This window comes from Helicobacter labetoulli (genome assembly GCF_003670275.1).
Classification (GTDB): domain Bacteria; phylum Campylobacterota; class Campylobacteria; order Campylobacterales; family Helicobacteraceae; genus Helicobacter_C; species Helicobacter_C labetoulli.
Genome location: NZ_QXJF01000002.1, coordinates 1 through 22878, shown reverse-complemented (window position 1 = coordinate 22878; position 22878 = coordinate 1). Strand labels below are relative to the sequence as shown.

Here is a 22878-nt window from a genome sequence, read left to right as displayed (position 1 = left end):
CACATCTAGGCAAACATATAGAATCTAGAACATATTATAAAGCCTGACACCTAGTGTTTGTCAAGGGGATTGCAGAGGCGATTAAAGCAATTTTAGCAGTTTTAAGATGTGAATCACACATCTAAGTGTTTTACATCTTTGGCGTGCTCTTGGATATAGGCTCGTCTTGGCTCTACTTCATCACCCATAAAAAGTGTGAAAATCTCATCAGTATCCGCATCATTATCAATTTTTACGCGTAAAAGTGTGCGGTTTGCAGGTGTCATCGTTGTCTCCCATAGCTGGTCTGGATTCATCTCGCCTAAGCCTTTGTAGCGTTGGATATAGGCATCTTTTTTCGCACTCTCTTCAATCTTTTCTAAAAACGCAATAAGCCCTTCGCCCTTTAAAAAGTCTAAATTCCTATCAGCGATTTTTTTATAGATAAATCGGGCTTCTTGGAAGAAATTATCCATAAACAAGCTATCATTTATCCCTATCTCCACAAGCCCCATTTTTGTTTGCACAAAAAGCGTGATTTGCTCTTCACTTGTGATTTTATTTAAAATATTGCATTCTTGTGATTGAAGATAAGATTCTATATTTTGGCTAAGCTCATCTAAAGAGAGATTATCTAAATGCTCATTTTCCACAAGATACCGCACCACATCAATCATAGGATAGCGTTTCTCAAGCTCTTTTAGGATAGAGCGATAATGCGAGATGAATTTAAGCACTTCTAAAAGCTCTTTATTGCCAATGCCCTCAAAGCTAAAATTTCCAATACCATTTTCTATAAGATACTCGCTCAATGCCCTCTCATCTTTGAGATAAATCTCCGTCTTACCCTTTTTATAGCGATAGAGTGGGGGCTGTGCGATATAAATATGCCCATTTTCTACTAAAGGCTTCAAATAGCGATAGAAAAATGTCATTAAAAGCGTTTGGATATGGCTACCATCTACATCGGCATCAGTCATAATGATGATTTTATGATAGCGGAGCTTTTCTATATTAAACTCATCTCCTATGCCACAACCAAAAGCAGTAATCATATTTTTAATTTCATCACTTTTTAGAATCTTATCAAGTCTAGATTTTTCCACATTGAGAATCTTCCCACGCAATGGCAAAATCGCTTGAAATGCTCTATCTCTCCCTTGTTTCGCACTACCACCAGCACTATCTCCCTCAACCAAATAAATCTCAGATTCTCTAGGATCTTTACTTTGGCAATCTGCTAGTTTGCCCGGTAATGTCCCTACAGAAAAGCTTTCTTTTTTGCGTGTTAGATCTCGTGCTTTTTTTGCTGCTTCTCGCCCACGAGCTGCCATAATGGCTTTTTGCATAATGATTTTAGCTTCAAGGGGATTTTCTTCAAAGAATTTAGCGAGTTTCTCATAAGTGAGCTTTTGCACAATAGGTTTAACAAACGCACTGCCTAGTTTGCCTTTTGTCTGTCCCTCAAATTGTGGGTCAATCACCTTTGTAGAGATAATCGCTACAAGCCCCTCACGCACATCATCGCCTGTAACTTTAGAATCTTTCTCTCGTGTGTTGGCGTTGGCTTCAATATAATTCATAATTGCACGGCTTAGTCCCGCTCTAAATCCTGCCTCGTGTGTCCCACCATCAGGCGTTCTAATATTATTAACAAAGCTCAAAACTTTCTCATCATAGCCATCATTATAAGCAAGGGCAATCTCTACTTCAGTTTCTTGCTCTAAAGCTTCAAAACTAATGATTGAGGAAACAAGAGGCTTTTTATTCACATCTTGGATAAATTGTCTTAAACCGCCATCAAAATGATAAGATTCTTCTTGCCCTGTGCGTTCATCTTTAAAATGAATAGTGATATTGTGATTAAGATATGCCATTTCTTTGAATCTGCGAGTAAGGATTTCAGCATCAAATTCTAGCACTTCCATTACTTCACCATCAGGGTAAAACTCTATAATCGTGCCGTGCTCTTTTGTATTACCGATAATTTCTAGCTCACTTTGTGGAATCCCTTTGGCAAATTCTTGGCGGTAGATATGTCCATTTTTCTTAATTGTCATAATAAGCTTTTTAGAGAGAGCATTGACGACAGATACACCCACCCCGTGCAAACCACCCGAGACTTTATAAGTATCTTGGTCAAACTTCCCTCCAGCGTGGAGTGTTGTAAGCACAAGTGTAGCTGCAGGGAGATTTTCAGTTGGGTGAATATCTACGGGAATCCCGCGTCCATTATCTTCAATAATGGCACTGCCTTCCATTGTGAGCGTAATATTGATTCTATCACAATGCCCTGCCATAGCTTCATCTACGGAGTTATCCACGACTTCATAAATCATATGATGCAAACCACCGGAGTTTGTATCGCCAATATACATTCCCGGGCGTTTTCGCACCGCTTCTAAGCCTTTTAAAACTTTAATATTACTTGCTTGATATTCTTTTTTTTCCATATATAAACTCCAAGAGAAGAAAATAAAAGCCTAGATTCTTATAGAATCGTAGGCATAATAACGGTAGAAAAATTTTCGTAAGCAACGATAAATGGGGTATTTGGCTCATTGATACAGAAAGTAAATTCATTCCCATCAATTTGTGAGAGAAAATCAAGGATATATTTAGAATTAATCCCTAAAGTTAAAGATTCTATGCCTGTTTGTGTTTCAATTTGTGTAGAAGCTTCACCGCTTTCTTCATTTAAAGATTCAAAAAGCACTTCATTAAGGCTAAATGTGATTTTAATATTATTTGCAAGGGATTTTACAAATTGCAAGGCATCAACAAATTTATCCTTTGGTAACACAATTTTATGTTTAAAATCTTTAGGAATGATTTTTTCATAATCAGGGAATTTTCCATTAATGAGCTTTGTATAGAAAGTGTATTCGTCATTTTTCAAAATAAGATGTGTGGGATTATGATAAATCTCAAGGGAATCTATAAAAAGTTTAGAAATCTCATTAATTGCCTTTTTAGGGATAATAAGAGAAAGAGCATTAACGGATTGAGATTTATATTCAATCACAGCTAAACGCCGTGTGTCCGTGGCAACAAAGTTAAAGCTATATTCTCTAATATCAAGTAAAGAGCCGTTAAGTTCGTATTTTGGGTTATTTGTATCAACAGCAGGATTAATTTTCTTAAGTGAAGTGAGGAATTTTTGAGCTTCTATATTGATTTGTGCGTTGTTATCATATTCTGGGAATTTGGGAAACTCATCAGCGTTAAACATAGGAAGTTTAGTGCGTGAGCGTCCTTGTGAGATATGGAGTGTATCTTCTTTGACTTCAAGGCTTACATCGCCATCTTTTAAGCGTTTGATAATATCTAGAATCTGCTTCCCATTTGCCGTAGCATTACCTTGAGCTTGAGAGGGGACATTGATGTAAGATTCAAGCCAAATCTCATAATCAGTAGCTTTAAGTATAAGCTTATCATCTTTGGTTTCAAAATAAATGTGAGATGTGATTTGCGACCTATCTCTCTTATCAAGGAAATTTTGGCAGTTTGTGAGTGTTGTTTCAAGCAAACTTTTTGGAAGTGAGATTTTCATAAATGTCCTTTAAGATATAAATTTGTAATAGGGGTAGTAGGAGAAGTGAAAAAGTGAAAAACTGCTTCTAAAACCGCCTAGAGCTTTATTTGAATGTGTGAATAACGCATAAGGTTACATCACAAATTTTCACGCTGATTATAGCTAAAAATCCTTATTTTTGCATAATTTTTTGGCTTTTGGCTTGGATAAAGAGCGAGATTTTTATCCTGCGTAACTTAATATTACAAGCTTTTGTTATAATCTCGGGTTCAATTTAAGAGAGATTAAAGGGAAAAGTATGGATTTTAAAGTGAGCTTTGTAAGTGGTAAAATGCTTATAAAGCTTCAAGGGGTGTGCGATTATTCACTTGATAAAAAGCTTAGAGATTCTCTTTACAAACTTATTAGTGCAAATGAGAGAATCATTTTTGATTTTTCACAGGTTACAAAGGTGGATTTTGTATTTTGTGCTTTTATTTATGGGCTTTTAGAGGGCAAAGACTATGAGATTTTAAACGCAGATACCCAAACTCAAGAAATTTTTCAAAGCATTACTCAAGCCCTACCCAAAGAAGAATCCTTAGAGATTCAAAAATCACATTCCTTTTTAGTAGAATCTTTATTGTGTTTTGGAAGTTTTATCACAAGATTCTATCAAAACACCCTTGATTTTTTAAATTTTTGCGGAATGTGCTTATTTTACTTTTTCCGCTCTTGTGTGAATTTAAGGCATTTTAAACTCGGCTCAATTATGTATCATATCAATGAATCAGGCTTTAAAGCTTTGCCTGTGGCATTACTCATTTGCTTTATTGTGAGCTATACTATTATGTTACAAGGGGTATTACAGCTAGAAAAAATGGACGCACCTTTAATGAGTGTGGAGATTGTCGCTAAGCTCTCTTTGCGTGAAATTGGACCTTTCATCTTAGCCATTGTTATAGCTGGGAGAAGCTCATCATCTTTTGCCGCTCAAATAGGTGTAATGAATCTCACTGAAGAAAATGACGCGTTAAAAACGATGAATCTTAGCCTGTTTGATTACATCATATTACCTAGAATCTTAGCTCTAGTCATTATTATGCCTTTGCTTGTGTTTTTAGCTGATGCGGTAAGTTTATTTGCGTGTTTTTTGGCGATTAATATTCAAACAGGATTAGATTTTGTGCATTATTTGGAGCGATTTTATGAGTATGTGGGGATTAATAATTTTTGGGTTGGCGTGATAAAGGCTCCATTTTTTGGTGCAGCGGTAGCATTAGTGGGGTGTTTTCGTGGGCTATATGTTAAGGGTGATACAGAATCTGTGGGATTGGAGATGACAAAAAGTGTGGTTAATGCCATTTTTTGGGTGATTTTGATAAATGCTATTTTTTCAGTGATTACTACAAGGTTAAATATATGAGTATTATTCGTGTTGAAGAGCTTTATACGCAGTATGGACAGAATATTATTCACAATGGGATTAGCTTTAGTGTGAAAAGAGGTGAAATATTTGGAATCTTAGGTGGCAGTGGGAGTGGCAAAAGCACTTTGCTTAAAAATATGCTATTTTTGGAAAAACCAAAGAGTGGCACAATTACATTTTTTGATGAAAATATTTGGGATATAGCAGAATCTAAACGCGATAGAATCTTAAATCGTTGTGGAGTGATGTTCCAGTTTGGGGCGTTATTTTCTTCTATGAATGTTTTGGATAATGTTGGCTTTCTACTCACGCAAAAAAGTCATTATGATAATGCTACTATTGAGCGTTTATCAAGAATGTGGCTTGATTTAGTAGGGTTAGATTCTAAGGTGGCAGATAAATATCCTTATGAGCTATCTGGCGGAATGAAAAAGCGTGTGGCATTGGCTCGTGCATTGGCTTTAAGCCCTGATATTTTATTTTTAGATGAGCCTACAAGTGGGCTTGATTTGCAAAGTGCAGAGCGGTTTGATAGGCTTATTGTAAAGCTCAAAGAAATTTTGAACATCACGATTGTAATGGTAACACACGATTTGGATTCTATAAAAGATAGTGTTGATAGGCTTATTTTGTTAGAGGATAAAAAGATAGTGTTTGAAGGGAGTTTAAATGAGCTTTACGCACAAAAGAAGCAAGGATTTAATCAAGCTAAAATATTTTCAGGCAAAAGAGGAGAGCGATTTTGGCAAGATTTTGATATGGAACATACACAATAAGCTCATAGAGTAATAGGAGTAAATATGGAAAGAAATGTGCGGTATGTGTGGATTGGAGCGGTATTTTTTATCATTTTAATATTGATGATAATGTTTGTGTTTTGGCTTAATCGCTTTGAGCTAGATTCAGCAAAATATACGCGATATTATGCTTTCAGTGCTGATGAGGTGAGCGGAGTAGGCACAAATACGCCTATTCGCTATAAGGGCATAAGTGTTGGTAGGGTGCAGAGCGTGAGCTTTAAAGATATGAAAAGTGGTATTATTGCCATTGAAATGCTTGTGGATTCTAACCTTGAGATTAAGCAAAATGCAAAAGTTGTTGTGGCTTCACAAGGACTAGCCGGGGCGAATTATCTTTCACTCATTCAGGGCGAGGGCGAGATATTACAAGCTGATGAATCTGGCAATAAGGTGATTATGCTTGATAAGGGCGGATTGGATAAGATTCTAGGTAAGGCTGGGGAGATTGGTGAAGATATAACGGCTTTACTTGCTAATCTTAATCGCACTTTTAATGAAGAAAATCTCAATAATCTCACTGAAATGATAAAAGAGCTTAGAAGTAGCACAAGTTCTCTAGCAAGTCTTAGTAGTCAAATGGATAAAAATATGAAAAATGGCGAATATAATGTGCGTGAGATTCTAAGCCCTACGCTTTTGCAGTTGCAGGGGAGTTTGCAAGATATGAGTAGATTTTTTAACACGCTCACGCATTTTGTAGATAAGGTGGATAAAAATCCCTATGATAGCCTTTTTGGCAAACAAAATACAGAATCTAAGGGGAGCAAATGAGTAAAAAATATAGAATCTTCGTGTTGGGGATAGTGGCGATACTTATATTTGGTGGTTGTGTAGATGTGAAAATCGCTTCACAGATTCCAAATGTAACATACTTAAGTTTGCAAAAGCTTCAATCTCAAGCAAGTGATGTGAAATGTCAAATAAATAAAGGTAAAATAAGCAAAGGTAAAATCGGGCTATTGCAAGTCAATGCCAATGCACCTTTTAATGATAATGCCATTATTTTATACAACGCACAAACGCTTCAAATCACTCAACTTCAGCATAAAAAATGGATAAACTCTCCTAATCAAATGCTAGAATCTAATCTCCTACAAGCTTTAGAACAAAACTGCTTTCAAGTGGCAATCTCGCCCTTTGGCACACAAAAGCTAAGTAAGATTTTGAAAGTCTCTTTGCTTGGCTTACAAGTGATAGAAGATAGCGACAAATATAAGGCTCAAATAAGCGTATTTTATGAAGTGCTTAATGCTTCATCAGCACAAAGCACCAAAAGCGGTATTATCACGCAAGAAGTGGAGCTACAAAACCTAGAAGATGAAAGCTTTGCCACAAAATTTGTAAAAGCAAATGAGCTTGTGATAGACAAGCTCTTAAAGCAACTCTAAAAGCTCTAAATAGAATCTAGCTTATAGATTCTATCTTTTGCCTATTAAAAAATAAAATCTTAATCTCCCACAACACACCAAAAAAGAGTAGGATAAGAAACACACTAAATCTAGGGAAAAATATAAAATCCGCCATTAAGCCCATAAAGCTTAGGGCAAATAAGACATTATACCGCCAAAATAGCCCCAAGAGCACAACGCTAAATGTAATGATAAAAAACACGGAGATTTCCATTACTCCCCAAAGGCTATAAGCATAACTATTTAGGGCTATATGAAGATATTTTATACAAAACAAAATCATAGCACAAGACAAAGCCTAAGATGAATAAAGCCTTGATATGTAGAATCTGCTCCTGTGTGCTTTGAGAGAATAAACAAAAAAAGCAAAACAAAGGACACAACAAAATAGCCAAGTAGAGAATCAAATCCAAGTATCGTGTAGAAAGGATTGTATGCAAACTCGCCAAAAAAGTGCAAATGCTCAAAACTTTTAAAAAAGAAAATGCCCACATATATGCTAAATAGCAAAAGCAAGGCAAAATACTCTATTTTTAGCCTTTGCAAACTTAAGCTAAGAGAGAAGCCAAGCAATGCTGCAACGCCCTTGCCTAACGCAAAAAATGCAAGTCCATTAAAGAATAAGCCTAGAAAGATTAGCCCACTGATACTTCCGCATATCCATATATCCATAGCTTAGAAAATAGCCTTATCAATTTCCCAAAGAAGCTTTCACTCTCACTAAAAAATCTCACGCAATAAAAGCCAATCATCGCAAAAATATAAAATGTAATAGCATTAAAAATCACACTATCTAAAAACATATAGTCATCATCAAAAAAATAGCCATTCACTATATGATTATATATCCATATTATGCCAAGAGCCCCACAAACGCCCTTTGCCTTATATGCCATATTAAAAGCGGCAAAAAACATAGCAGGATGAGTGTGAGCTTTGCTTCTTCTGCCATATATCTAAAATCTAAGGAATATGGCATATGTAAAGCTATAATCAAATATACTAAAACATTATACGCCGCTATAAAAAGCCAGATTCTCATATATATCCCGCTATATTGCCACAGCCCTAAAAGCACAAGCCCAATTCCACCATAAAGTATATAAAGAAAAGAAACAGAATATTCATAAGCATAGATAAAATTTATTATAGGACTAAAGCCTATAAGCAAAAACCCGCACAGAAAAGCACAATGCTTAAAAGCATTTTTTTTACAATCTTGGTTACATTGCCTTATATCTAAAACTTTTGTGAGATTTGGTAAAAGGATAATGCTATAAAATAAGCCTATAAAAGCACCAAGCACAGCAAAAAATATAGTAGCAATCTTTTCCCATTGATTTATCTCCCCTGCCAAAACACCCCATAAACACCCCACACAAATCACAAGAGAGATGTAAAAATATTTTGGTGTAATAAAGCGGATAACAAAGCGTGAAAAATAAGAGGGCTTAGAATCTGCCAAGCTAGAATCTATGGGGCGAGCTGATTGTTCTATCAATTCCTTATGCAAAGTCTTTAGCCTTTTAGTTGTGATTCTTACATTGAGTGCAAAAAGCACAAAGCCACCCACAATGCCTATAATCGCTATTATAATAACAATGCCATTGACAATGCTAGAATCTATAAAGCCAAGCAATGGCAATATCGCCCCTAAGCCCCCGCCTAAAAGCAGCACTAAAATCACTTCAGCAAAAATCATTCGCCAATATCTTTCACTCTCCATAAGGCTAAGGCTTTTAAATCTTATTAGTTCATCTAGCTCATATTTTAGCTCTCTAAAAAGCATTGCTAAGGCTACAAAAAGGATAAGGATATATTGCTTCAAAACCAACATCAAGGCTCCTTAGAAAATGTGCAATGTAGAGCGTGGATTATACATTAAGTGTTTAAATTCCTTGAATCTATGTAGTAAGTTTTTGTCATATTGAGCGTGAGCGAAGTATTTATGTTTTTTTAGATTCTAAGTTTTTTTATTTTTATTTTATTGTTTTTTATAAGGGGGAGGGGCTTGAATTTGCAAGTGTGGACTAGTGCTTCGCACGAGTGTAGCTTACGCAAAAATGCGAAGTCGGTTCGCAGATATACCGCTCACTCCCCCTTATATATCCGCCCATTGCCCTTAAGGGCGTTCGTGGGCGTGCCACTCACCCCCTACGACGCTTTAAGAGGTTGGCACTTTGTGCGATTAATTTTACACGCTTAAAGATATACTTTAAGCGTAAGTTGGTATTGTTGGTTTTTTTCAAAAAGCTCACAAGGCTAGATTTTAATGCGTAGGATTTTGTGCTATGCAGTCTGTGAAAATAAACTTATGCTCCTCTGGCAAAGATTCAAATATTGCTAAAGCCAAAGCACGAATCTCCCAAAGGGCGGATTTTGAGCTTCTAAGGGATAGGAAGTTTTGCAAACTTCTAGCATTGATAGAAAAGCTAAGCTCCGTGCGGTAAGATTCTGGCATAGCAAATTTGGCAATGTCGTTGCTGATATTTTCACCTAGAATTTGGCGTAAATTTTCTAGGGCGTGAATGGAAGCGTGATTGACTTTTTCATTACTTGTGAAAACGACAAACCTTTCCGCTCTTTGCGTATTTGTCTCATCAATAGGCAAAAAGCTAGGCTCATCTTTTAGCTCTTTTAGCGTATAGCGGGAGCTTTTCACGCTAAAGCTTGCCATACGATGCCGTGTAAGCTCCTGCAAACACGCCCTTGAAATACCCTTAATATAAAAATTATAAAATAAATGTTCCAAGGTGCTTGCGTGTTTAAATTTATTCCCCACTCTATCAATGAGTTCTCTATCTTTCTCTCCCCCACAATCGCCCTTATCAAAGCTCTGCCAACAAGTGCGAATGGCGTTGCTACAAATATGTAGTGGGGTGTAGTGTAAAAGTGTGATGTCAATCTTACAAGGGGCGTGTTCTGCCATATTGCTCTCCTAGATTATTTGGATTAAACTTGTGCTAGAATCTTAACGCATTTTTGATTACACAAATACAACACAAAACGCAAAACACAAAGGCAAAAAATGATTTGGCTTGATATTATTGACCCAAAATATGTGCTGTTTTTTAAGCCCATTTTACCCAAACTCAAGGCTTTAGATTCTGTGATTGTTACCACGCGTGAGAGTAAGAACTATGATGAGTGTTTGAGACTTTTAGAGCTTTTTAACATAGAGCATTATTGTGTTGGTGGCTATGGCGGGGCAAGCAAACTAGGTAAGTTTGAAGCAAGAATCAATCGGCAAAAGGGCTTTTTGGAGCTTTTTGCAAGGCTTAATGCAATGCCAAAGATTTTTATCACCGGAGCTAGTGTTGATGGAGTGCAGTGTGCGTATGGGCTAGGGATACCGGTGGTGCATTTTGCTGATACGCCGGTGGCTGATGAAAAATTCTCTTTAGAATCTGTAACGATTTTATCCCGCTTGACACTTCCGCTTTCCCATCTTGTATTCCGCCCTTTTGTCGTGCCTGAGATTTGTTATACAAGTTTGGGGCTAGATTCTACTCAAGTGGTGGAATATGACTTTATTGATGTGGCATTATGGCTAGATTCTATTCCTTTGCATTATGAGCTAGAATCTTCGCAGAGAAAGGCATTTTGTGAGAATCTAGGGCTAGATTCTGCTTTGCCTATTATTTTGGTGCGTGAAGAGGAGTATAAGGCACATTATGTCAAGCACAAGTTACCAATTATTTATGAGAGCTTTGCCCTTTTGGCTCAAAAGATTAAAGCCAATGTGCTGTGTATGCCCCGCTATGGTAAAGATGAGCTAGAATCTTGCCTTGCAGAGCTTCCGCAAGATGCAAAAAGTCGCTTCAAGATTTTGCACCATAAGCTAGAGCCAAAGGATTTTTATCCTTTTGTTGATGTGCTTTTAGGCGGTGGCGGGACTATGAATCTAGAGGCGTGTTATCTTGGCATACCTGTGATTTCCACTCGCTCACTTTTGCTTTTTCACGATAGATTTTTGCTTGATAATGCTTTGATGAAACACGCTAAAAGTGCTGCTGAAGCGGTGGATGGCATTGTAGATATTCTATCCAAACCGCGTTTATACGAAAGGCAAGATTCTCTTTTTGCTAAAAATGGCATAGATATAGATATGTTTATCTCGCATATCAAGGCGTTGTTGTAGCTTTTTGAAGAGAATCCTAAGCTCCAAAAGCATATGCACTCATATCCCACATAGGCACAAAAATCCCCAATGCCAAAAAGAGCAGCAAAATCCCCATAGCAAGGCTAAGGCTTGGCTCTATGAGAGAGATGAGCGTATCGGTTTTTTCTTCCGTGATTTCTTCAAAATGTTGGGAGCATACTTCAAGCATTTGAGCTAGATTCCCACTTTGTTCCCCCGCACTAATAAGGGCTAGAGCAATATCATCAAGCAGATTCTGCTCTTTTAAGCTGACCGATAAGGGTTTGCCATTTTTAAGGGATTCTAGCACAGATTCATATTTTGCCTTCAAAGCGAGATTGCTTATTTCTTTGCTTAAAGATAAGGCTAGATCCATAGGCGTGGCGGATTTGAGCTGTAAGGCGAGTGAAAAAGTGTATTGATAATAAAAATGTGCTTTTATAATTGCCCCAATAAGCGGGAGATTTAAAGCATAGGCGTGAATGTGAGTTTTAAACCCAAGAGAGTTTTTATATACATACCAAGTTAAGCTCCCAACCCCAAGCAAAAGCCCTAATACAATAAGCCCAAAATCTGTGAAAAATTGCTCAATAACAAGTAGAATCCGCGTATAAATAGGCAGCTCTATGTGCATAGAGGCAAACATCTCTAAAAATTGTGGTAGCACAAAAGCCACAAGCACACCAAATGCAACAATGATACTTATCAGCACAAGGGTGGGATAAAAAAGAGCGCGTTTTATTTTATTTTTGTTTTTATGCTCTTTTGTGAGATGAGTGCTTAGCATATTAAAAATCTCTTTTAGCTCCCCGCTTTTTTCTCCAATGCTTATCATTTGATAGCTTATATCGCCAAAAACTTTTGCATATTTTTTGAATCCAAAAGAGAGATTCTGTCCTAACTGCAAGTGGTAGGCTATATCTTGCAAAATCGCTTTTAACCTTGCATTTTTAGTGTTTGTCGCACATATTTGTATGATGTGTAAAAGTGGTAGGTGAGATTGCAGCATAGTAGCAATTTGCAAAAAGAGCATACTTATATCTTTTGTAGAGATGCGTTTTTGGAATATGGAAAAAGGCGGAGTGGAGAGTGGATTTGGCTCTTGTGGGGAAGAATCTTTGGGATAAAAAGTTGAAAAGCCTTTTGTCTCTTTCATAGCCGACACACTCTATAAATTTCTTCAAAGGAGGTTTGACCTTGAGCTAAAAGCTTTATGCCTGCTTCAAACATACTTTCAAACCCATCTTTTTGAAGCTCTTTTGTGATGATTTCTTTATCTTGTGGGGCTTGAATGTAGTGCTGTAAGAGGTTAGAGTTTTCTAGGCATTCTGCGATGAGCAATCGCCCATTATAGCCCTGCATATAGCAATGCTGACAACCACTAGATGTGTAGAATCTAGCATTTTTGTATGGCTCTAAAATATGCGTTTCAAGCTTAAAGGATTCAAACTTTTCACATATTTGCTGGAATGATAATGGAATCTTACAATAAGGGCAAAGCCTCCGCACAAGCCTTTGGGAGATAAGCAGCCGCAAAGTAGAGCTTAAAAGATAATCCTTTGCTCCCATATCAAGCAATCGCTCAATCACGCTTAGAGAGTCATTGGCGTGAATGGTAGATAGCACCAAATGCCCTGTTAAAGACGCACGCATGGCAATATCAAGGCTATTTTCATCGCGTATCTCACCAATCATCAAAATATCCGGATCGTGTCGCAACAAGGCTTTTAACGCATTTGAAAAGCCAAAATGGTGTTTGTCATTAACAAGCACTTGCGTTGTGTTGTGTATGCGGTATTCTATGGGGTCTTCAAGCGTGATGATTTTTTTGCTAGGGGATTTTATAGATTCTAAAATCGCATAAAGAGTAGTTGATTTTCCGCTGCCTGTGGGACCTGATAGGAGTATTAGTCCGCTTGGGGAGTTGGCAAAATGCGTGATGAGATGCAATGGTAACTTGTGGAATCCTAGCTCTTGAAGTGTGGCGATTTTTGCATTTTTATGCAGGATTCTAAGCACGAGTGATTCTCCGCTAAAAGTGGGTAAAACAGAAAGCCGAAAGTCAAAAGCTTTGCTGTCAAAAACTCGGCTAAAGCGTCCATCTTGGGCTTGTCGTTTTTGGTTTATATCAAGTTTGCACTCAAGCTTTAAACACGCACTCAAAGATTCAAATACCGCTTCTTGTAGCTTTAAAATCTCTCGCAACATACCATCTACGCGGATTCTAACACAATGGATAGAATCTTGAGATTCAAAATGTATATCACTCGCCCTATGCTTAATACAAAGCTCTAAAATATAATCAAGCAATGCTATGGCTGCTCTTTCATCGTCATCGTGGTGATTTTGGCTTTGCAGGAGAAAAAGTAGATTGTCTTGAAGTTTTTTAAAGGCTTGAAAGTCTGTAATGGATTCTAGCTGTACTTCAAAGCTTTCATTTGGGGCGAGAAAAAACTCCAAATGCCTATGCGGAAAAAGTGAATTGATGTGATTTGTGATAAGCCCAAGCGGTGCATTTTCACAAGAGAGTGCGATGGAAATGTGAGAGTCTTGCAAGTCAAAAATAAGGCATTTGTGCTTTGTTATAAATTTAGAATCTAGTGCGAGTAGGCAGGGTTGGCTTAGCGTAATGGTGTGGAGATTAATGGGTTTTAGGCTATTGGGATTCATATATGGGCTTTGTGTGGAGGTATGAGACTATCTGTCTTGTAGGCTAAGGGTTGTGAAAGTGTGGAGTCTTGCTTGTTGGGTTGAGATTCTAATGGAGATTCTAGGCTTTGTGTAGAATCTTGCTTATTTTGGGGAGTGGAATGTGTGTCAGTATCTATTGTGGAATCTTGCGAGGCAGAATCTTTTGTAGTATTTTTTGAATCTTGTGGCTTAAAATCAGATTCCTTTGTAAAGTTTATAATCTCTTCAATTTTATCTTGTTCTTGCTCTCTTGCGTCTAATCGCACAATATGTGGGGATATGATAATCACCATTTCTTGGGTTTCTTTGATGTTTTTCTTATAGCTAAAGAGATATTTTATAAGCGGTATATCGCCTAAAATGGGGAGTTTGCGTAGAATCTGCCCTTCAGTTTTATCTATCAATCCACCAAGGACTATTTTTTCCCCATCTTTAACCTGCACGAGAGAGGAGAGTTGTTTTGTGGAGAGGTTTGGCGGGGATTCTAGGGCGGTGGTTTGATTTTCAATAGAGATGTCTTTGGTTTTGGTGATTGAGGGGTTGATTTTTAAAATGATTTTGTCATTTTTCACACTTGGCGTTACATCAAGCAAGATTCCCGCAAAGACAGAAGGGAAGGTTTGAGAAAGGTTTTGGATAGAAGTGCCTTGCGTGGTGGTTTGATAAGTAGTGTTTTGAAAGTAGCGAAGCACACTGCCAACGGATATAATGGCAGGTTGGTTATTAAGCGTCAAAACTTTTGGATTAGAAACAGACTGCACCTTGCCATAGGTTTGTAAAAACTCAACAATGCGGTTAATGCTCACTCCTTGTGAAAAAATGCTAATAGCAAAATCGCCATTATTTATGCCTGTAAGGGCATTGTTAGAGCCTTCAGCATTTGGCGGGAGCGTTAAGAGATTGCCAAGTTTGTAAAACTCATTCCAGTCTATGCCATAGGTTTGGTTATTGCTGTGTTGGATATTAAAAATATACACATCAATCAGCACTTGTTTTTGAATCTTATTATTAAGCGTGGCGAGATAGGATTCTACGCGGCGGATTTGCTTTGGCGTAGCCGTAATGGTAAGTAGCCCCGCGGCTTTATTGATGATGATGTCTTTTTTGCCTTTAAGCTCCTCTTTTTTGGGCTGATAGCTATCGCCCGGAGCGTAGGCTACCCCGGTAATTTCATTTTGTAATTCGCCCCAAAAGTCAATCTCATCAATGCTATAAATTTTCGTCCCACTCTTGCCCATAGTTTGTGTATTTGATGTGGCTTTATTCATCGCCATTTTGTGGGCTTGAGATTCTATCTCAAAGTTTGAAAAGCCAAGCGGTGCGTTTGTGTGGGTGTTGTAGGGTGAGAGTGTTTGATTATCCTGTGAAAAGACAATGTCGGTATTGCTTGAGCCAACGCGTGTTGTAGCAATGTAGCTAATCTCAAAAGTTTTTGTGAGCAAAAAGCCAATTTGCAAGGTGTCTTTTTGCAAAGTGTAGTGAAAGTCATTGCTTTTTAATAGGCTATCTAGGACTTGGGGCAGGGGTTTATTGTTGATATGAATGGAAGTTTTCTTGCTATCAAGCATAGATTGTGTTTGCTCTTGGAGATAGATGACATTAAGATGACAGATTGAGGCGATTTCCTCTATGATTTTGCTTAGGGCGACATTGCTTCCGGAGTGGATATTAATGGGGGTATTACAAGCTAGGCTAGTTTGTAAAAATAAAAACAATATCCCACATATCCGCACAAGCACAGGGATTTGGTAAGGTTTTGATTGTTTCATATTCCCCCATTTTTGAATCTAGATTCTCTCAATATTATTCCTTAGCGTAGCAAAATGTTTTTTTAGAATTTGGATTCTTTTTTCTTTAAGGGGGAGGGGCTTAAATTTGCAAGTGTAGCTTCGCTACTGCACGCGAAATCGCTCCCTCCCCCTTAAAAATCGTTCGCAGTCGTGCCGCTCACCCCCTACAACGCTTTAAGAGGTGGCACTGCGTGCGATTTTATTTTATACGCTTAAGGTCGTGCCTTAAGCGTAAAAGCACTCACGAGTCTTTAGAATCTAGATTCTTAATTCTTAAGGCATTCCTTGATTTTACAATTTTACGCGGGATTGTAAATAATAGCTCGTTGTTTTTAAGCCTTTGTGTGGAATCTTGTAACTTTTTAAACGCTGTGATTAAGGCTTTTATGGTTCTAGCTTTTCTAGCTCACCATTGAATGATAGCTTGAAGCGGTTGCTTGATTTTTGTAGGATAATGGCTTGAGGGTGCAAAGCGATGATAGTGTAGCCCTCCACCACATCTCCAAGCTTGTGCCACTCTTGGTTTAATAGCACTTTGTTATTGACAATGGCTTTAAGTTGTAGATTCTGCCCTGAATCATTGTGTTTGAATGGGTTTGTTAGAGCTTGGAGTGATTCTTGTATGTTGTGCTTAGTAGATGTGCTATAAGGGGATTCTATGGCTTGGCTTAGAGCAAAAATAATCAAAATAAAAGCATATTTTTTCACATTATTCCTTTGGGCTTTGCTTTTGCAGTGAGACTTGGCGAATATCCATAACAAGCATATAAAAATGGATTTGATTGTTTTCTTGTGAAGTGAGCTGCAAAGATTCTAGGCTTAAAAAGTGATGAGATTCTAAGAAAGAAAGTAAGTTTAGAATCTGCCAAAACTCCCCACTACCCTCTATATCTAGGGCGTTAAGTGTTGGGTGTGGGTGAAAGGCATTTAGGGTGAGATTTTCATTTTTAGCAAAAGTGATGAGATGAGGGATAAGGGCAAAGGGATTTAAAAATGGCTCTTGCGTGGCTGTATGATTTAGCGTCTCTTGCAATGTGGTGATTTGCTCTTGCAAATTTTTAGCTTCATCAGTTTGCTTTCGCTGTTGCTCTTTAAGAGAGTGCATAGAATCTGTAGAGAGGGCAAACTCCGCAAGGCTGTGGCTGTGGATTTGTAAAAGGGTGCTTTGGGTTTGCAAAAGTGGTAGATAAATAAACTCCATCATAACAAACACACAAAGCACAATCACTGCAACAAGCAGTAGAATCTTTTCACGCTTTGTTTTTGTGGAAAGAAAGCGTGTGATAAGGGCTTGGATTTTAGAGGACATTTTGCACCACGATGATGTGTGAGGTGTGTTGCTCGTGTGTGCTAGATTCTGTAGAATCTAAACTCTGTTGCAAAAAGGCGTATTGCGTGTTGGAATTGAGCTTTGCTAAAAAGGCTGAAGTATCAAGTCTTGAGCTACTCTTAAGCCTTAGTGTGGCGACAAAATGGCTTTGAGCAAAAGCAAAACTCACAGATTCTAGCTGAATATCATTTGTGGCACATTGTGAAAAGATGCTCTCCATAAAAGCGTAGCGTTTGGGATAGTCTCTCTGCCAAGATTCTAGCTCCTGCAAGGTGTATGAAAGTGCTGTGTGTCTAAGCGTTAGGGTGTGAATATCTTGGGCTTGTGAGAGCGAATCAGGTGGGGCAAAAAGCATTTCATTTTGTGTGTTTAGGGCTGTAATTTGGCTTTGCAAATGGTGGTTGTAAAATTTAAGTGCAATGGGAATAATGAAGACAAAAAGAACAATGCACACAAGTAAAAGTGGGAAGAATCTCGCATAAGTAGATGGCTGTGGCGTAAAATTTGGCAAATGTGATTTGTGGCTTGATTGTAAATTTGCTTTATGCTTGAGTGCATACTCAAAGCCAAGATAGGCTCTTAGGGTGTAAAAGTCAAGATTCTTGCTTTGTTCTGTGATGTGGCTAAGGGGGAGTAGAGTGGGGAGAGATTGTGCGGTGTTGGTGGCATTGTAGGTGAGTAATGAATCGAGCAAAGATTGTTTATCGGTAAAATAATAAAGTGTGTCAAAGTCCTTATGATAGGCTTCTTGCGGATAGGCAATAAGCGAGATGAGATTTTCATATAGATGTGTATTTGAATCTATGTTAGAAAGCGTTTCTATTTTAAGGGCTTCTTTAAAGGTGGTATTTTCAAAATAGCACAAATAAGGTGGGATAAGCACGATAAAATCATTATAGCAAGGCAGTGCAAGGGGCAAAAATATATCGCTTGTAATAATGCGTGATTTGAGATTTTTATCTTTAGCGTAAAAAAAGCTCTCATACACGCATTTTTGTTCATCAAATAAATGTTCGCGTTCGCAAAAATAATGCGTATAAGATTCATCTAGCAAGGTAAGAATGCCTTTTTGCCTTGCTTTGACATAAAGTAAAGTGGGAATCTTGCTAGAATCTTTTTTGTCTATTTCAATGCAGCTGTGAATAAGGGCATTTGGGTCAAGCGAGACAATATCAAAGCAGCGTTTTTTATGATGGTCTAGCTGAGTAATGGTATCATTGGCTAGGGCATAAGTGGCTTTGGTATCTAAAAAATAAAGCGTTTTCATCGTGCTGATTTGAGGCTAGATTCTAAGCTTACGCGTTGGGAATGTGTAATGGCAATGGCGAGTGCATCGGTAATATCAAGCGGCTTTATTTCGCCTTTGATACCTAGGATTTTTTTTACCATAAAGGCAACTTGTGCTTTGTCTGCCTTGCCATTGCCTGTGATGGCTTTTTTGACTTGTAGGGGTGTGTATTCGGCAAAATTACCAATATCTTGGAGGATTTTTAGGCTCAATGCCCCGCGGAATTGTGCGAGTTTAATCACACTTTTTGGATTATAGGCAAAAAATATATCCTCAATAGCCACCTCATCAATGTGAAACTGCTTTAGCACCAAGTCAATGCCTTCCACAAACTCTACAATTTGCTCCTGCAAGGCTCGTTCTTTGATTTTAATAATCCCAGCCTCCACAAGTCTTAATCTTTGTGGTTGAAGCCTAAGATTCTGTGCTTGTCTCATTGGTGGGTGTGTGGTGGGAGTATTTTGTGGGAGATGTGGCACATCAATGATAGCATAGCCACAATTCCTACTGCCGGGATCTATACCTAAAATATACACGATTTAATCCAAATTAAAAGATTTTTTCATTATGATTTCACTTCCACTTTTTAAGGCAATAACCTTAAAAGATTTCTTGACTTTTCACATTTTATTCACATCGTGGAATTAAAGATTATGCATCTCACTTTAGGAAATAAATTGCATTTGGATAGTATATTAAAAAAACTTAAAAATAAGCTATCGGATTTGGAATACAGCTCTTATATCTCCCTTATGGAGTATGATGAAAGTGCCTCAAGGACGGACTTAGAGGTTTTTTATGTGCCTAATATATTTGTAGCAAATTGGATAAAAAGTAACTATTTAGAATCTATCGCCGATGCGTTTATGGAGGAAAATGCTAATGGGATTCGCCCAGAAATTCACATAAAAGTTAAAGAAAAAAAGCAGAATGTGAAAAGTTTAAACTTCAATAAAATACAAACTCATTTTCAACAAAATTTACTTTCTTTAAATCCATTTTATACTTTTGAAAAATTTGTCGTTGGCAAGTCAAATGAACACGCCTATACGATTGCAAAAGTTGTCGCTAGGCAACAGGCTCTAGCTTATAATCCTGTCTTGTTTTATGGAAAATCTGGGCTTGGCAAGACGCATTTGCTCCACGCTGTGGGGAATGTTGTCAAAGAGCAGAATAAAAATGTGCTTTATACGACTGCTGAAGAGCTGTTGAATGATTTTATTGATAGGTTGAGGCGAGGCACAATGGATAGCTTCCGTGAAAAATATCGTAAATGTGATTATCTCCTTATTGATGATGTGCAGTTTCTTGGCGGTAGAGAAGGGGTGCAAGAAGAGGTGCTTAATACCTTTAATGCTCTATACAGCACACAAAAACAGATTATTATGACAAGTGATAAGCCGCCAAAGGAAATTAAAGGGCTAGAAGATAGGTTGCGGTCGCGTTTTGAGGGTGGTGTTATGGCGGAGATTACAAATCCAGAGCTTGAGACAAAAATCTCTATTATTGAGCTGAAGTGCCAAATTAATCGTATTGATTTTGATAAAGAAGTGATTGAATATATTGCTTCAAATATTTATGGCAATATCCGCCAGATTGAAGGGATTCTCTCTACTATAAATACGCATATGAATCTATCTCCTGAAGCAAATGCCTTGAAGGTGGTTAAGAATGTATTGAAAAACTATCAAAACGAACGCTTAGAGGGCATTACGCTTGAAAATATTATCAAGTTTGTTGGCAAAGAGCTTAACATCAAGCCAAGCGAGATTGTAGGTAAAGGGCGAAGTCGTAAAGTGGCATTTGCACGCAGGGTGGTGATGTATTTGGCTCGGGCTTTGACGATTAATTCTATGCCAATGATTGCAAAAGAACTTAATATGAAAGACCACAGCTCTGTGAGCAAGGCACTTGCCACTATTGAAGATGAGATAGCTACAGATTCAGCTATAAAAGGCTTGGTTGAAGAGCTTAAGAGCGGGATTCAGCAGAGTATGGATAATGCTTAGTTTTGGCTTGGTTGGGATAATGCGAGATTTGAATCTTAATTTGCAGATTCAACATAAAAATATTGTAGGATTGTGCTTTTATTTCAACACTAAGGATTGTAAATGTTTTGCTTAAGAAAGACTGGTAAATGTATCGTTTCAGGTTTGCTTATTGCGGCAGTGTCAGCTTATGCAAATGAGGCAAAACAATATGATGCAGAGGGCATTGCTGATGTATTTTATGCGTTGAATGGGGATTCTAAAGACCCGCATAAAAAGATTAATCATACAAAGGGCTTTTGTGCGAATGGGGAGTTTATCCCGGTAGATAACATTACAAAAACGCTAAATATCCCCTTGCTAAAGGAAAAGAGCATTAATACGCTTGTGCGGTATTCACTCGGTGGGGCGATGCTTAGCGATAAGTCAAAGCCTAGAGGTATGGCTCTAAAAATTCAAGGGCAGCAAGATGAATGGGAAATTGTTATGCTAAATACGGAGATTAACTTTGCGAAGAATCCACAGGAATTTGGCGAATTTTTTGCGATGAGAATCCCAAAAGATGACAAGGTAGATACCGCCTATATCACTAAGAGAACAAGTGAGGTCGCATCATACAAAAACTTTGAAGAATATATGAAAAATGTCGGTATAACAGGCAGTGTGGCAAATACAATGTATCATAGCATTCACACATTTTATTTTAAGGATAGTAAGAACAAACTCATTCCAGCGAGATTTAAATTTGTCCCAGCAAGTGGCGTAGCCTATCTCAAAGAAAATGAATTGCAAAAACTTAGCAATGACTTTTTAGAATCTGATTTTAAAGAAAAGGCTAAAAAAGCCCCGATTGCTTATAAGATGATTCTAGTCCTAGCAAATCCTAAGGACAAAACCGATGATACCACAGCCCTTTGGAGCGGTAAGCATAAGGAAATTGAGGTTGGCACTTTGCTTGTAAAAGAACATAGGGGCGATGTGTGTAATGGCGATGTATTTATGCCAAGTATGCTACCAAATGGTGTAGAAGCTCCAAAAGATCCGCTATTTGACATACGCAATGAGACTTATGGAATCACTTTTGGTAGAAGGCAGTAAGAGCAAGGGGGAGGTAAGGCTAAAGAGTGGCTGATCCCTAACTATTTTGCGGAGCATAAAAGTATAGTAGGAGTGTATATGTCAAATAAGCCAAACACAACAACACAACTCACAGATTCTATAATATTCCAAACTGCCCTTTTTGCTACCGCCTCAATGACCGTGCTAGGTGGCACGATTATCGCACCTTCTATCCCGCATTTTGAAGAGCAATTTAGCCATATTCCACATATTGATATGCTCTCTCGTCTTGTGCTGACGCTTCCTGCATTATTTATTATGATATTTGCACCTTTGAGTGGATTTTTGCTAGATAGATATGGGCGGCTGCGGTTTTTGTATCCGGCGATATTTGTATGGAGTGTGAGTGGGGCTAGTGGATTCTTTTTAGAATCTAGTATTTATCTTATTCTTATCTCAAGGGCTATCTTTGGTATAGCAACGGCTTTTGTGATGACTTCTGTAAGTGCGTTGGTGGGGGATTATTACCAAGGGGCAAGGCGTGAAAGGGCTTTAGGGTTGCAGGGCTTTTTTATGGCAGGGGGTGGAGCTGTATTTTTGGTGCTAGGTGGGGTGCTAAGCGATGTGGATTGGCGGTATCCCTTTTTGGTCTATACTTCGGGCTTTCTTATTCTGCTTATGGCGGTTTTTGTGCTATTTGAGCCACAACGCAATGTGCCTACTCCCGTCAGCAAGAATGAATCAAAGTTTAATTTTTTTAGATTCTTGCCTATTTATCTTTTTTCATTTTATGCGATGAGTATGTTTTATGTGATGCCTACCCAAATACCGCACTTTATCACGCATAATCTCAATAAAAGCGGGAATCTTATCGGTGTGAGTTTGGCGGTAAGCTCACTTTGCACGGCTTTTCTTTCACTTTTTTATGCGAGACTGCGTTCAAGATTCAGCGTTTTTGTGCTGTATTTTATCTCGCTTGGCAGCATTGGGAGCGGATTCTTACTCATAGGTATTGTGCAAAGTTATGAGATTTTGCTTTTTGCTCTTGTGCTTATTGGCTCTGGGCTTGGCATTATCCTTGTGAATAATAGCTCGTGGCTTTTAAGCGTAGCACAGGAGCGTGAAAGGGCTAGGGCAGCAGGATTCTTATCAGCAAGTGTGTTTATGGGGCAGTTCTGTTCGCCCTTTATCACACAGCCCCTTGTGCGATATGGCGGCATACCTTTTATGTTAAATCTTAATGGTATTATCTTGCTCTTAAGTGCGTATATTTTTCTTGTGTGGGATTATAGAAAAAGGCAAGTTGCCAAGTCTTAGTTTGATATTTTTAATTTAATCAAAATATAGTATCATTCCACCATTTCATTTCCCCAAAGGAGCTTTTATGCAACTAAAATCCACATTAAAACAACTTGTTAAAAATAACCCACTCTATAAAGACTTTATCCGTCCTATGCGTG

23 protein-coding genes are annotated in these 22878 nt (G+C 38.0%); 9 read left to right on the top strand and 14 right to left on the bottom strand.

Annotation, left to right across the window (positions count from 1 at the left end; genetic code table 11):
• Positions 1-113: 113 nt before the first annotated feature.
• On the bottom strand, positions 114-2432 hold the full coding sequence (gene gyrB, locus EBF12_RS00825) for a DNA topoisomerase (ATP-hydrolyzing) subunit B (RefSeq protein ID WP_121725972.1): 2319 nt from the start codon (positions 2430-2432) through the stop codon (positions 114-116).
• A gap of 38 nt (positions 2433-2470) precedes the next feature.
• Positions 2471-3532, bottom strand: a complete 1062-nt coding sequence (gene dnaN, locus EBF12_RS00820) for a DNA polymerase III subunit beta (RefSeq protein WP_121725971.1) — start codon at positions 3530-3532, stop codon at positions 2471-2473.
• A gap of 280 nt (positions 3533-3812) precedes the next feature.
• Here dnaN and EBF12_RS00815 point away from each other — a divergent pair, with 280 nt between their 5' ends.
• From EBF12_RS00815 to EBF12_RS00800, 4 genes are read left to right on the top strand one after another with little or no spacing between them, the layout of a single operon-like run.
• The gene (locus tag EBF12_RS00815) at positions 3813-4919 is read left to right on the top strand and encodes an MlaE family ABC transporter permease (protein WP_121725970.1); all 1107 of its coding nucleotides are present in this window, start codon (positions 3813-3815) and stop codon (positions 4917-4919) included.
• Complete coding sequence (locus EBF12_RS00810) at positions 4916-5698, top strand: ABC transporter ATP-binding protein (protein ID WP_121725969.1); 783 nt, start codon at positions 4916-4918, stop codon at positions 5696-5698. The genes EBF12_RS00815 and EBF12_RS00810 overlap by 4 nt, the downstream gene beginning before the upstream one ends.
• A gap of 24 nt (positions 5699-5722) precedes the next feature.
• Complete coding sequence (locus tag EBF12_RS00805) at positions 5723-6493, top strand: MlaD family protein (protein WP_121725968.1); 771 nt, start codon at positions 5723-5725, stop codon at positions 6491-6493.
• Positions 6490-7110 (top strand): hypothetical protein, encoded by a 621-nt coding sequence (locus tag EBF12_RS00800; RefSeq protein WP_121725967.1) that lies wholly within the window; start codon positions 6490-6492, stop codon positions 7108-7110. The genes EBF12_RS00805 and EBF12_RS00800 overlap by 4 nt, the downstream gene beginning before the upstream one ends.
• A 16-nt stretch (positions 7111-7126) precedes the next feature.
• Here the strand turns inward: EBF12_RS00800 and EBF12_RS11555 are convergent, their stop codons facing one another.
• The 5 genes from EBF12_RS11555 to thyX all read right to left on the bottom strand — a co-directional run bounded on the left by EBF12_RS11555 (position 7127) and on the right by thyX (position 10060).
• Positions 7127-7345, bottom strand: a complete 219-nt coding sequence (locus tag EBF12_RS11555) for a hypothetical protein (protein WP_244196281.1) — start codon at positions 7343-7345, stop codon at positions 7127-7129.
• A gap of 65 nt (positions 7346-7410) precedes the next feature.
• The gene (locus EBF12_RS11550; protein ID WP_244196280.1) at positions 7411-7803 is read right to left on the bottom strand and encodes a hypothetical protein; all 393 of its coding nucleotides are present in this window, start codon (positions 7801-7803) and stop codon (positions 7411-7413) included.
• Positions 7767-7964 carry a hypothetical protein gene (locus EBF12_RS11545; RefSeq protein WP_244196279.1) on the bottom strand — a complete coding sequence of 66 codons (198 nt, stop codon included), beginning with the start codon at positions 7962-7964 and terminating at the stop codon, positions 7767-7769. The genes EBF12_RS11550 and EBF12_RS11545 overlap by 37 nt, the downstream gene beginning before the upstream one ends.
• Positions 7965-7984: 20 nt before the next feature.
• On the bottom strand, positions 7985-8968 hold the full coding sequence (locus tag EBF12_RS11540) for a hypothetical protein (protein WP_244196278.1): 984 nt from the start codon (positions 8966-8968) through the stop codon (positions 7985-7987).
• A gap of 432 nt (positions 8969-9400) precedes the next feature.
• Complete coding sequence (thyX, locus tag EBF12_RS00790) at positions 9401-10060, bottom strand: FAD-dependent thymidylate synthase (RefSeq protein WP_121725966.1); 660 nt, start codon at positions 10058-10060, stop codon at positions 9401-9403.
• 99 nt (positions 10061-10159) lie between these two features.
• Between thyX and EBF12_RS00785 the strand changes: the two genes are divergently transcribed.
• Positions 10160-11272, top strand: a complete 1113-nt coding sequence (locus tag EBF12_RS00785) for a DUF354 domain-containing protein (RefSeq protein ID WP_121725965.1) — start codon at positions 10160-10162, stop codon at positions 11270-11272.
• A gap of 16 nt (positions 11273-11288) precedes the next feature.
• Here the strand turns inward: EBF12_RS00785 and EBF12_RS00780 are convergent, their stop codons facing one another.
• From EBF12_RS00780 to mshL, 3 genes are read right to left on the bottom strand one after another with little or no spacing between them, the layout of a single operon-like run.
• Positions 11289-12428: a type II secretion system F family protein gene (locus EBF12_RS00780; RefSeq protein WP_121725964.1), complete on the bottom strand. Its 1140-nt coding sequence runs from the start codon at positions 12426-12428 to the stop codon at positions 11289-11291.
• Positions 12425-13942, bottom strand: coding sequence for a GspE/PulE family protein (locus tag EBF12_RS00775; RefSeq protein ID WP_121725963.1), 1518 nt, complete (start codon positions 13940-13942; stop codon positions 12425-12427). Before EBF12_RS00775 ends, EBF12_RS00780 begins: the two co-directional genes overlap by 4 nt.
• A complete protein-coding gene (mshL, locus tag EBF12_RS00770) occupies positions 13939-15732 on the bottom strand; it encodes a pilus (MSHA type) biogenesis protein MshL (RefSeq protein WP_121725962.1) in 1794 nt (597 codons plus the stop codon). Before mshL ends, EBF12_RS00775 begins: the two co-directional genes overlap by 4 nt.
• Before the next feature lie 212 nt (positions 15733-15944).
• Between mshL and EBF12_RS11365 the strand changes: the two genes are divergently transcribed.
• A complete protein-coding gene (locus EBF12_RS11365) occupies positions 15945-16169 on the top strand; it encodes a hypothetical protein (RefSeq protein WP_157979021.1) in 225 nt (74 codons plus the stop codon).
• On the opposite strand, the gene EBF12_RS00765 is transcribed toward EBF12_RS11365, so the two are convergent.
• From EBF12_RS00765 to ruvC, 4 genes are read right to left on the bottom strand one after another with little or no spacing between them, the layout of a single operon-like run.
• The gene (locus tag EBF12_RS00765; protein WP_121725961.1) at positions 16138-16461 is read right to left on the bottom strand and encodes a hypothetical protein; all 324 of its coding nucleotides are present in this window, start codon (positions 16459-16461) and stop codon (positions 16138-16140) included. The genes EBF12_RS11365 and EBF12_RS00765 overlap by 32 nt on opposite strands.
• A 1-nt stretch (position 16462) precedes the next feature.
• Entirely contained in the window at positions 16463-17062 is a 600-nt protein-coding gene (locus EBF12_RS00760) for a hypothetical protein (RefSeq protein ID WP_121725960.1), read from the bottom strand.
• Positions 17052-18350, bottom strand: coding sequence for a hypothetical protein (locus EBF12_RS00755; RefSeq protein WP_121725959.1), 1299 nt, complete (start codon positions 18348-18350; stop codon positions 17052-17054). The genes EBF12_RS00760 and EBF12_RS00755 overlap by 11 nt, the downstream gene beginning before the upstream one ends.
• Positions 18347-18808: a crossover junction endodeoxyribonuclease RuvC gene (gene ruvC / locus EBF12_RS00750; protein WP_415580022.1), complete on the bottom strand. Its 462-nt coding sequence runs from the start codon at positions 18806-18808 to the stop codon at positions 18347-18349. The genes EBF12_RS00755 and ruvC overlap by 4 nt, the downstream gene beginning before the upstream one ends.
• 240 nt (positions 18809-19048) lie before the next feature.
• Between ruvC and dnaA the strand changes: the two genes are divergently transcribed.
• From dnaA to EBF12_RS00735, 3 genes are all read left to right on the top strand, one after another.
• A complete protein-coding gene (dnaA, locus tag EBF12_RS00745) occupies positions 19049-20380 on the top strand; it encodes a chromosomal replication initiator protein DnaA (protein WP_121725957.1) in 1332 nt (443 codons plus the stop codon).
• A 102-nt stretch (positions 20381-20482) separates the two neighbouring features.
• Entirely contained in the window at positions 20483-21457 is a 975-nt protein-coding gene (locus EBF12_RS00740) for a catalase (RefSeq protein ID WP_121725956.1), read from the top strand.
• Positions 21458-21535: 78 nt separating this feature from the next.
• Complete coding sequence (locus EBF12_RS00735; protein ID WP_121725955.1) at positions 21536-22735, top strand: MFS transporter; 1200 nt, start codon at positions 21536-21538, stop codon at positions 22733-22735.
• The last annotated feature ends 143 nt before the right edge of the window (positions 22736-22878 follow it).

Bases quoted from the DNA above. Each gene is read 5' to 3' on its own strand.
- EBF12_RS00780 (WP_121725964.1), bottom strand. From the start codon at position 12,428: ATGAAAGAGACAAAAGGCTTTTCAACTTTTTATCCCAAAGATTCTTCC.
- EBF12_RS00815 (WP_121725970.1), top strand. From the start codon at position 3,813: ATGGATTTTAAAGTGAGCTTTGTAAGTGGTAAAATGCTTATAAAGCTT.
- EBF12_RS00755 (WP_121725959.1), bottom strand. From the start codon at position 18,350: ATGAAAACGCTTTATTTTTTAGATACCAAAGCCACTTATGCCCTAGCC.
- EBF12_RS00775 (WP_121725963.1), bottom strand. From the start codon at position 13,942: ATGAATCCCAATAGCCTAAAACCCATTAATCTCCACACCATTACGCTA.
- EBF12_RS00760 (WP_121725960.1), bottom strand. From the start codon at position 17,062: ATGTCCTCTAAAATCCAAGCCCTTATCACACGCTTTCTTTCCACAAAA.
- EBF12_RS11555 (WP_244196281.1), bottom strand. From the start codon at position 7,345: ATGGAAATCTCCGTGTTTTTTATCATTACATTTAGCGTTGTGCTCTTG.
- EBF12_RS00810 (WP_121725969.1), top strand. From the start codon at position 4,916: ATGAGTATTATTCGTGTTGAAGAGCTTTATACGCAGTATGGACAGAAT.
- EBF12_RS00735 (WP_121725955.1), top strand. From the start codon at position 21,536: ATGTCAAATAAGCCAAACACAACAACACAACTCACAGATTCTATAATA.
- EBF12_RS11540 (WP_244196278.1), bottom strand. From the start codon at position 8,968: ATGTTGGTTTTGAAGCAATATATCCTTATCCTTTTTGTAGCCTTAGCA.
- EBF12_RS00800 (WP_121725967.1), top strand. From the start codon at position 6,490: ATGAGTAAAAAATATAGAATCTTCGTGTTGGGGATAGTGGCGATACTT.
- EBF12_RS00740 (WP_121725956.1), top strand. From the start codon at position 20,483: ATGTTTTGCTTAAGAAAGACTGGTAAATGTATCGTTTCAGGTTTGCTT.
- thyX (WP_121725966.1), bottom strand. From the start codon at position 10,060: ATGGCAGAACACGCCCCTTGTAAGATTGACATCACACTTTTACACTAC.
- EBF12_RS11550 (WP_244196280.1), bottom strand. From the start codon at position 7,803: ATGGATATATGGATATGCGGAAGTATCAGTGGGCTAATCTTTCTAGGC.
- ruvC (WP_415580022.1), bottom strand. From the start codon at position 18,808: ATGAGACAAGCACAGAATCTTAGGCTTCAACCACAAAGATTAAGACTT.
- EBF12_RS00805 (WP_121725968.1), top strand. From the start codon at position 5,723: ATGGAAAGAAATGTGCGGTATGTGTGGATTGGAGCGGTATTTTTTATC.
- EBF12_RS00785 (WP_121725965.1), top strand. From the start codon at position 10,160: ATGATTTGGCTTGATATTATTGACCCAAAATATGTGCTGTTTTTTAAG.
- gyrB (WP_121725972.1), bottom strand. From the start codon at position 2,432: ATGGAAAAAAAAGAATATCAAGCAAGTAATATTAAAGTTTTAAAAGGC.
- dnaN (WP_121725971.1), bottom strand. From the start codon at position 3,532: ATGAAAATCTCACTTCCAAAAAGTTTGCTTGAAACAACACTCACAAAC.
- mshL (WP_121725962.1), bottom strand. From the start codon at position 15,732: ATGAAACAATCAAAACCTTACCAAATCCCTGTGCTTGTGCGGATATGT.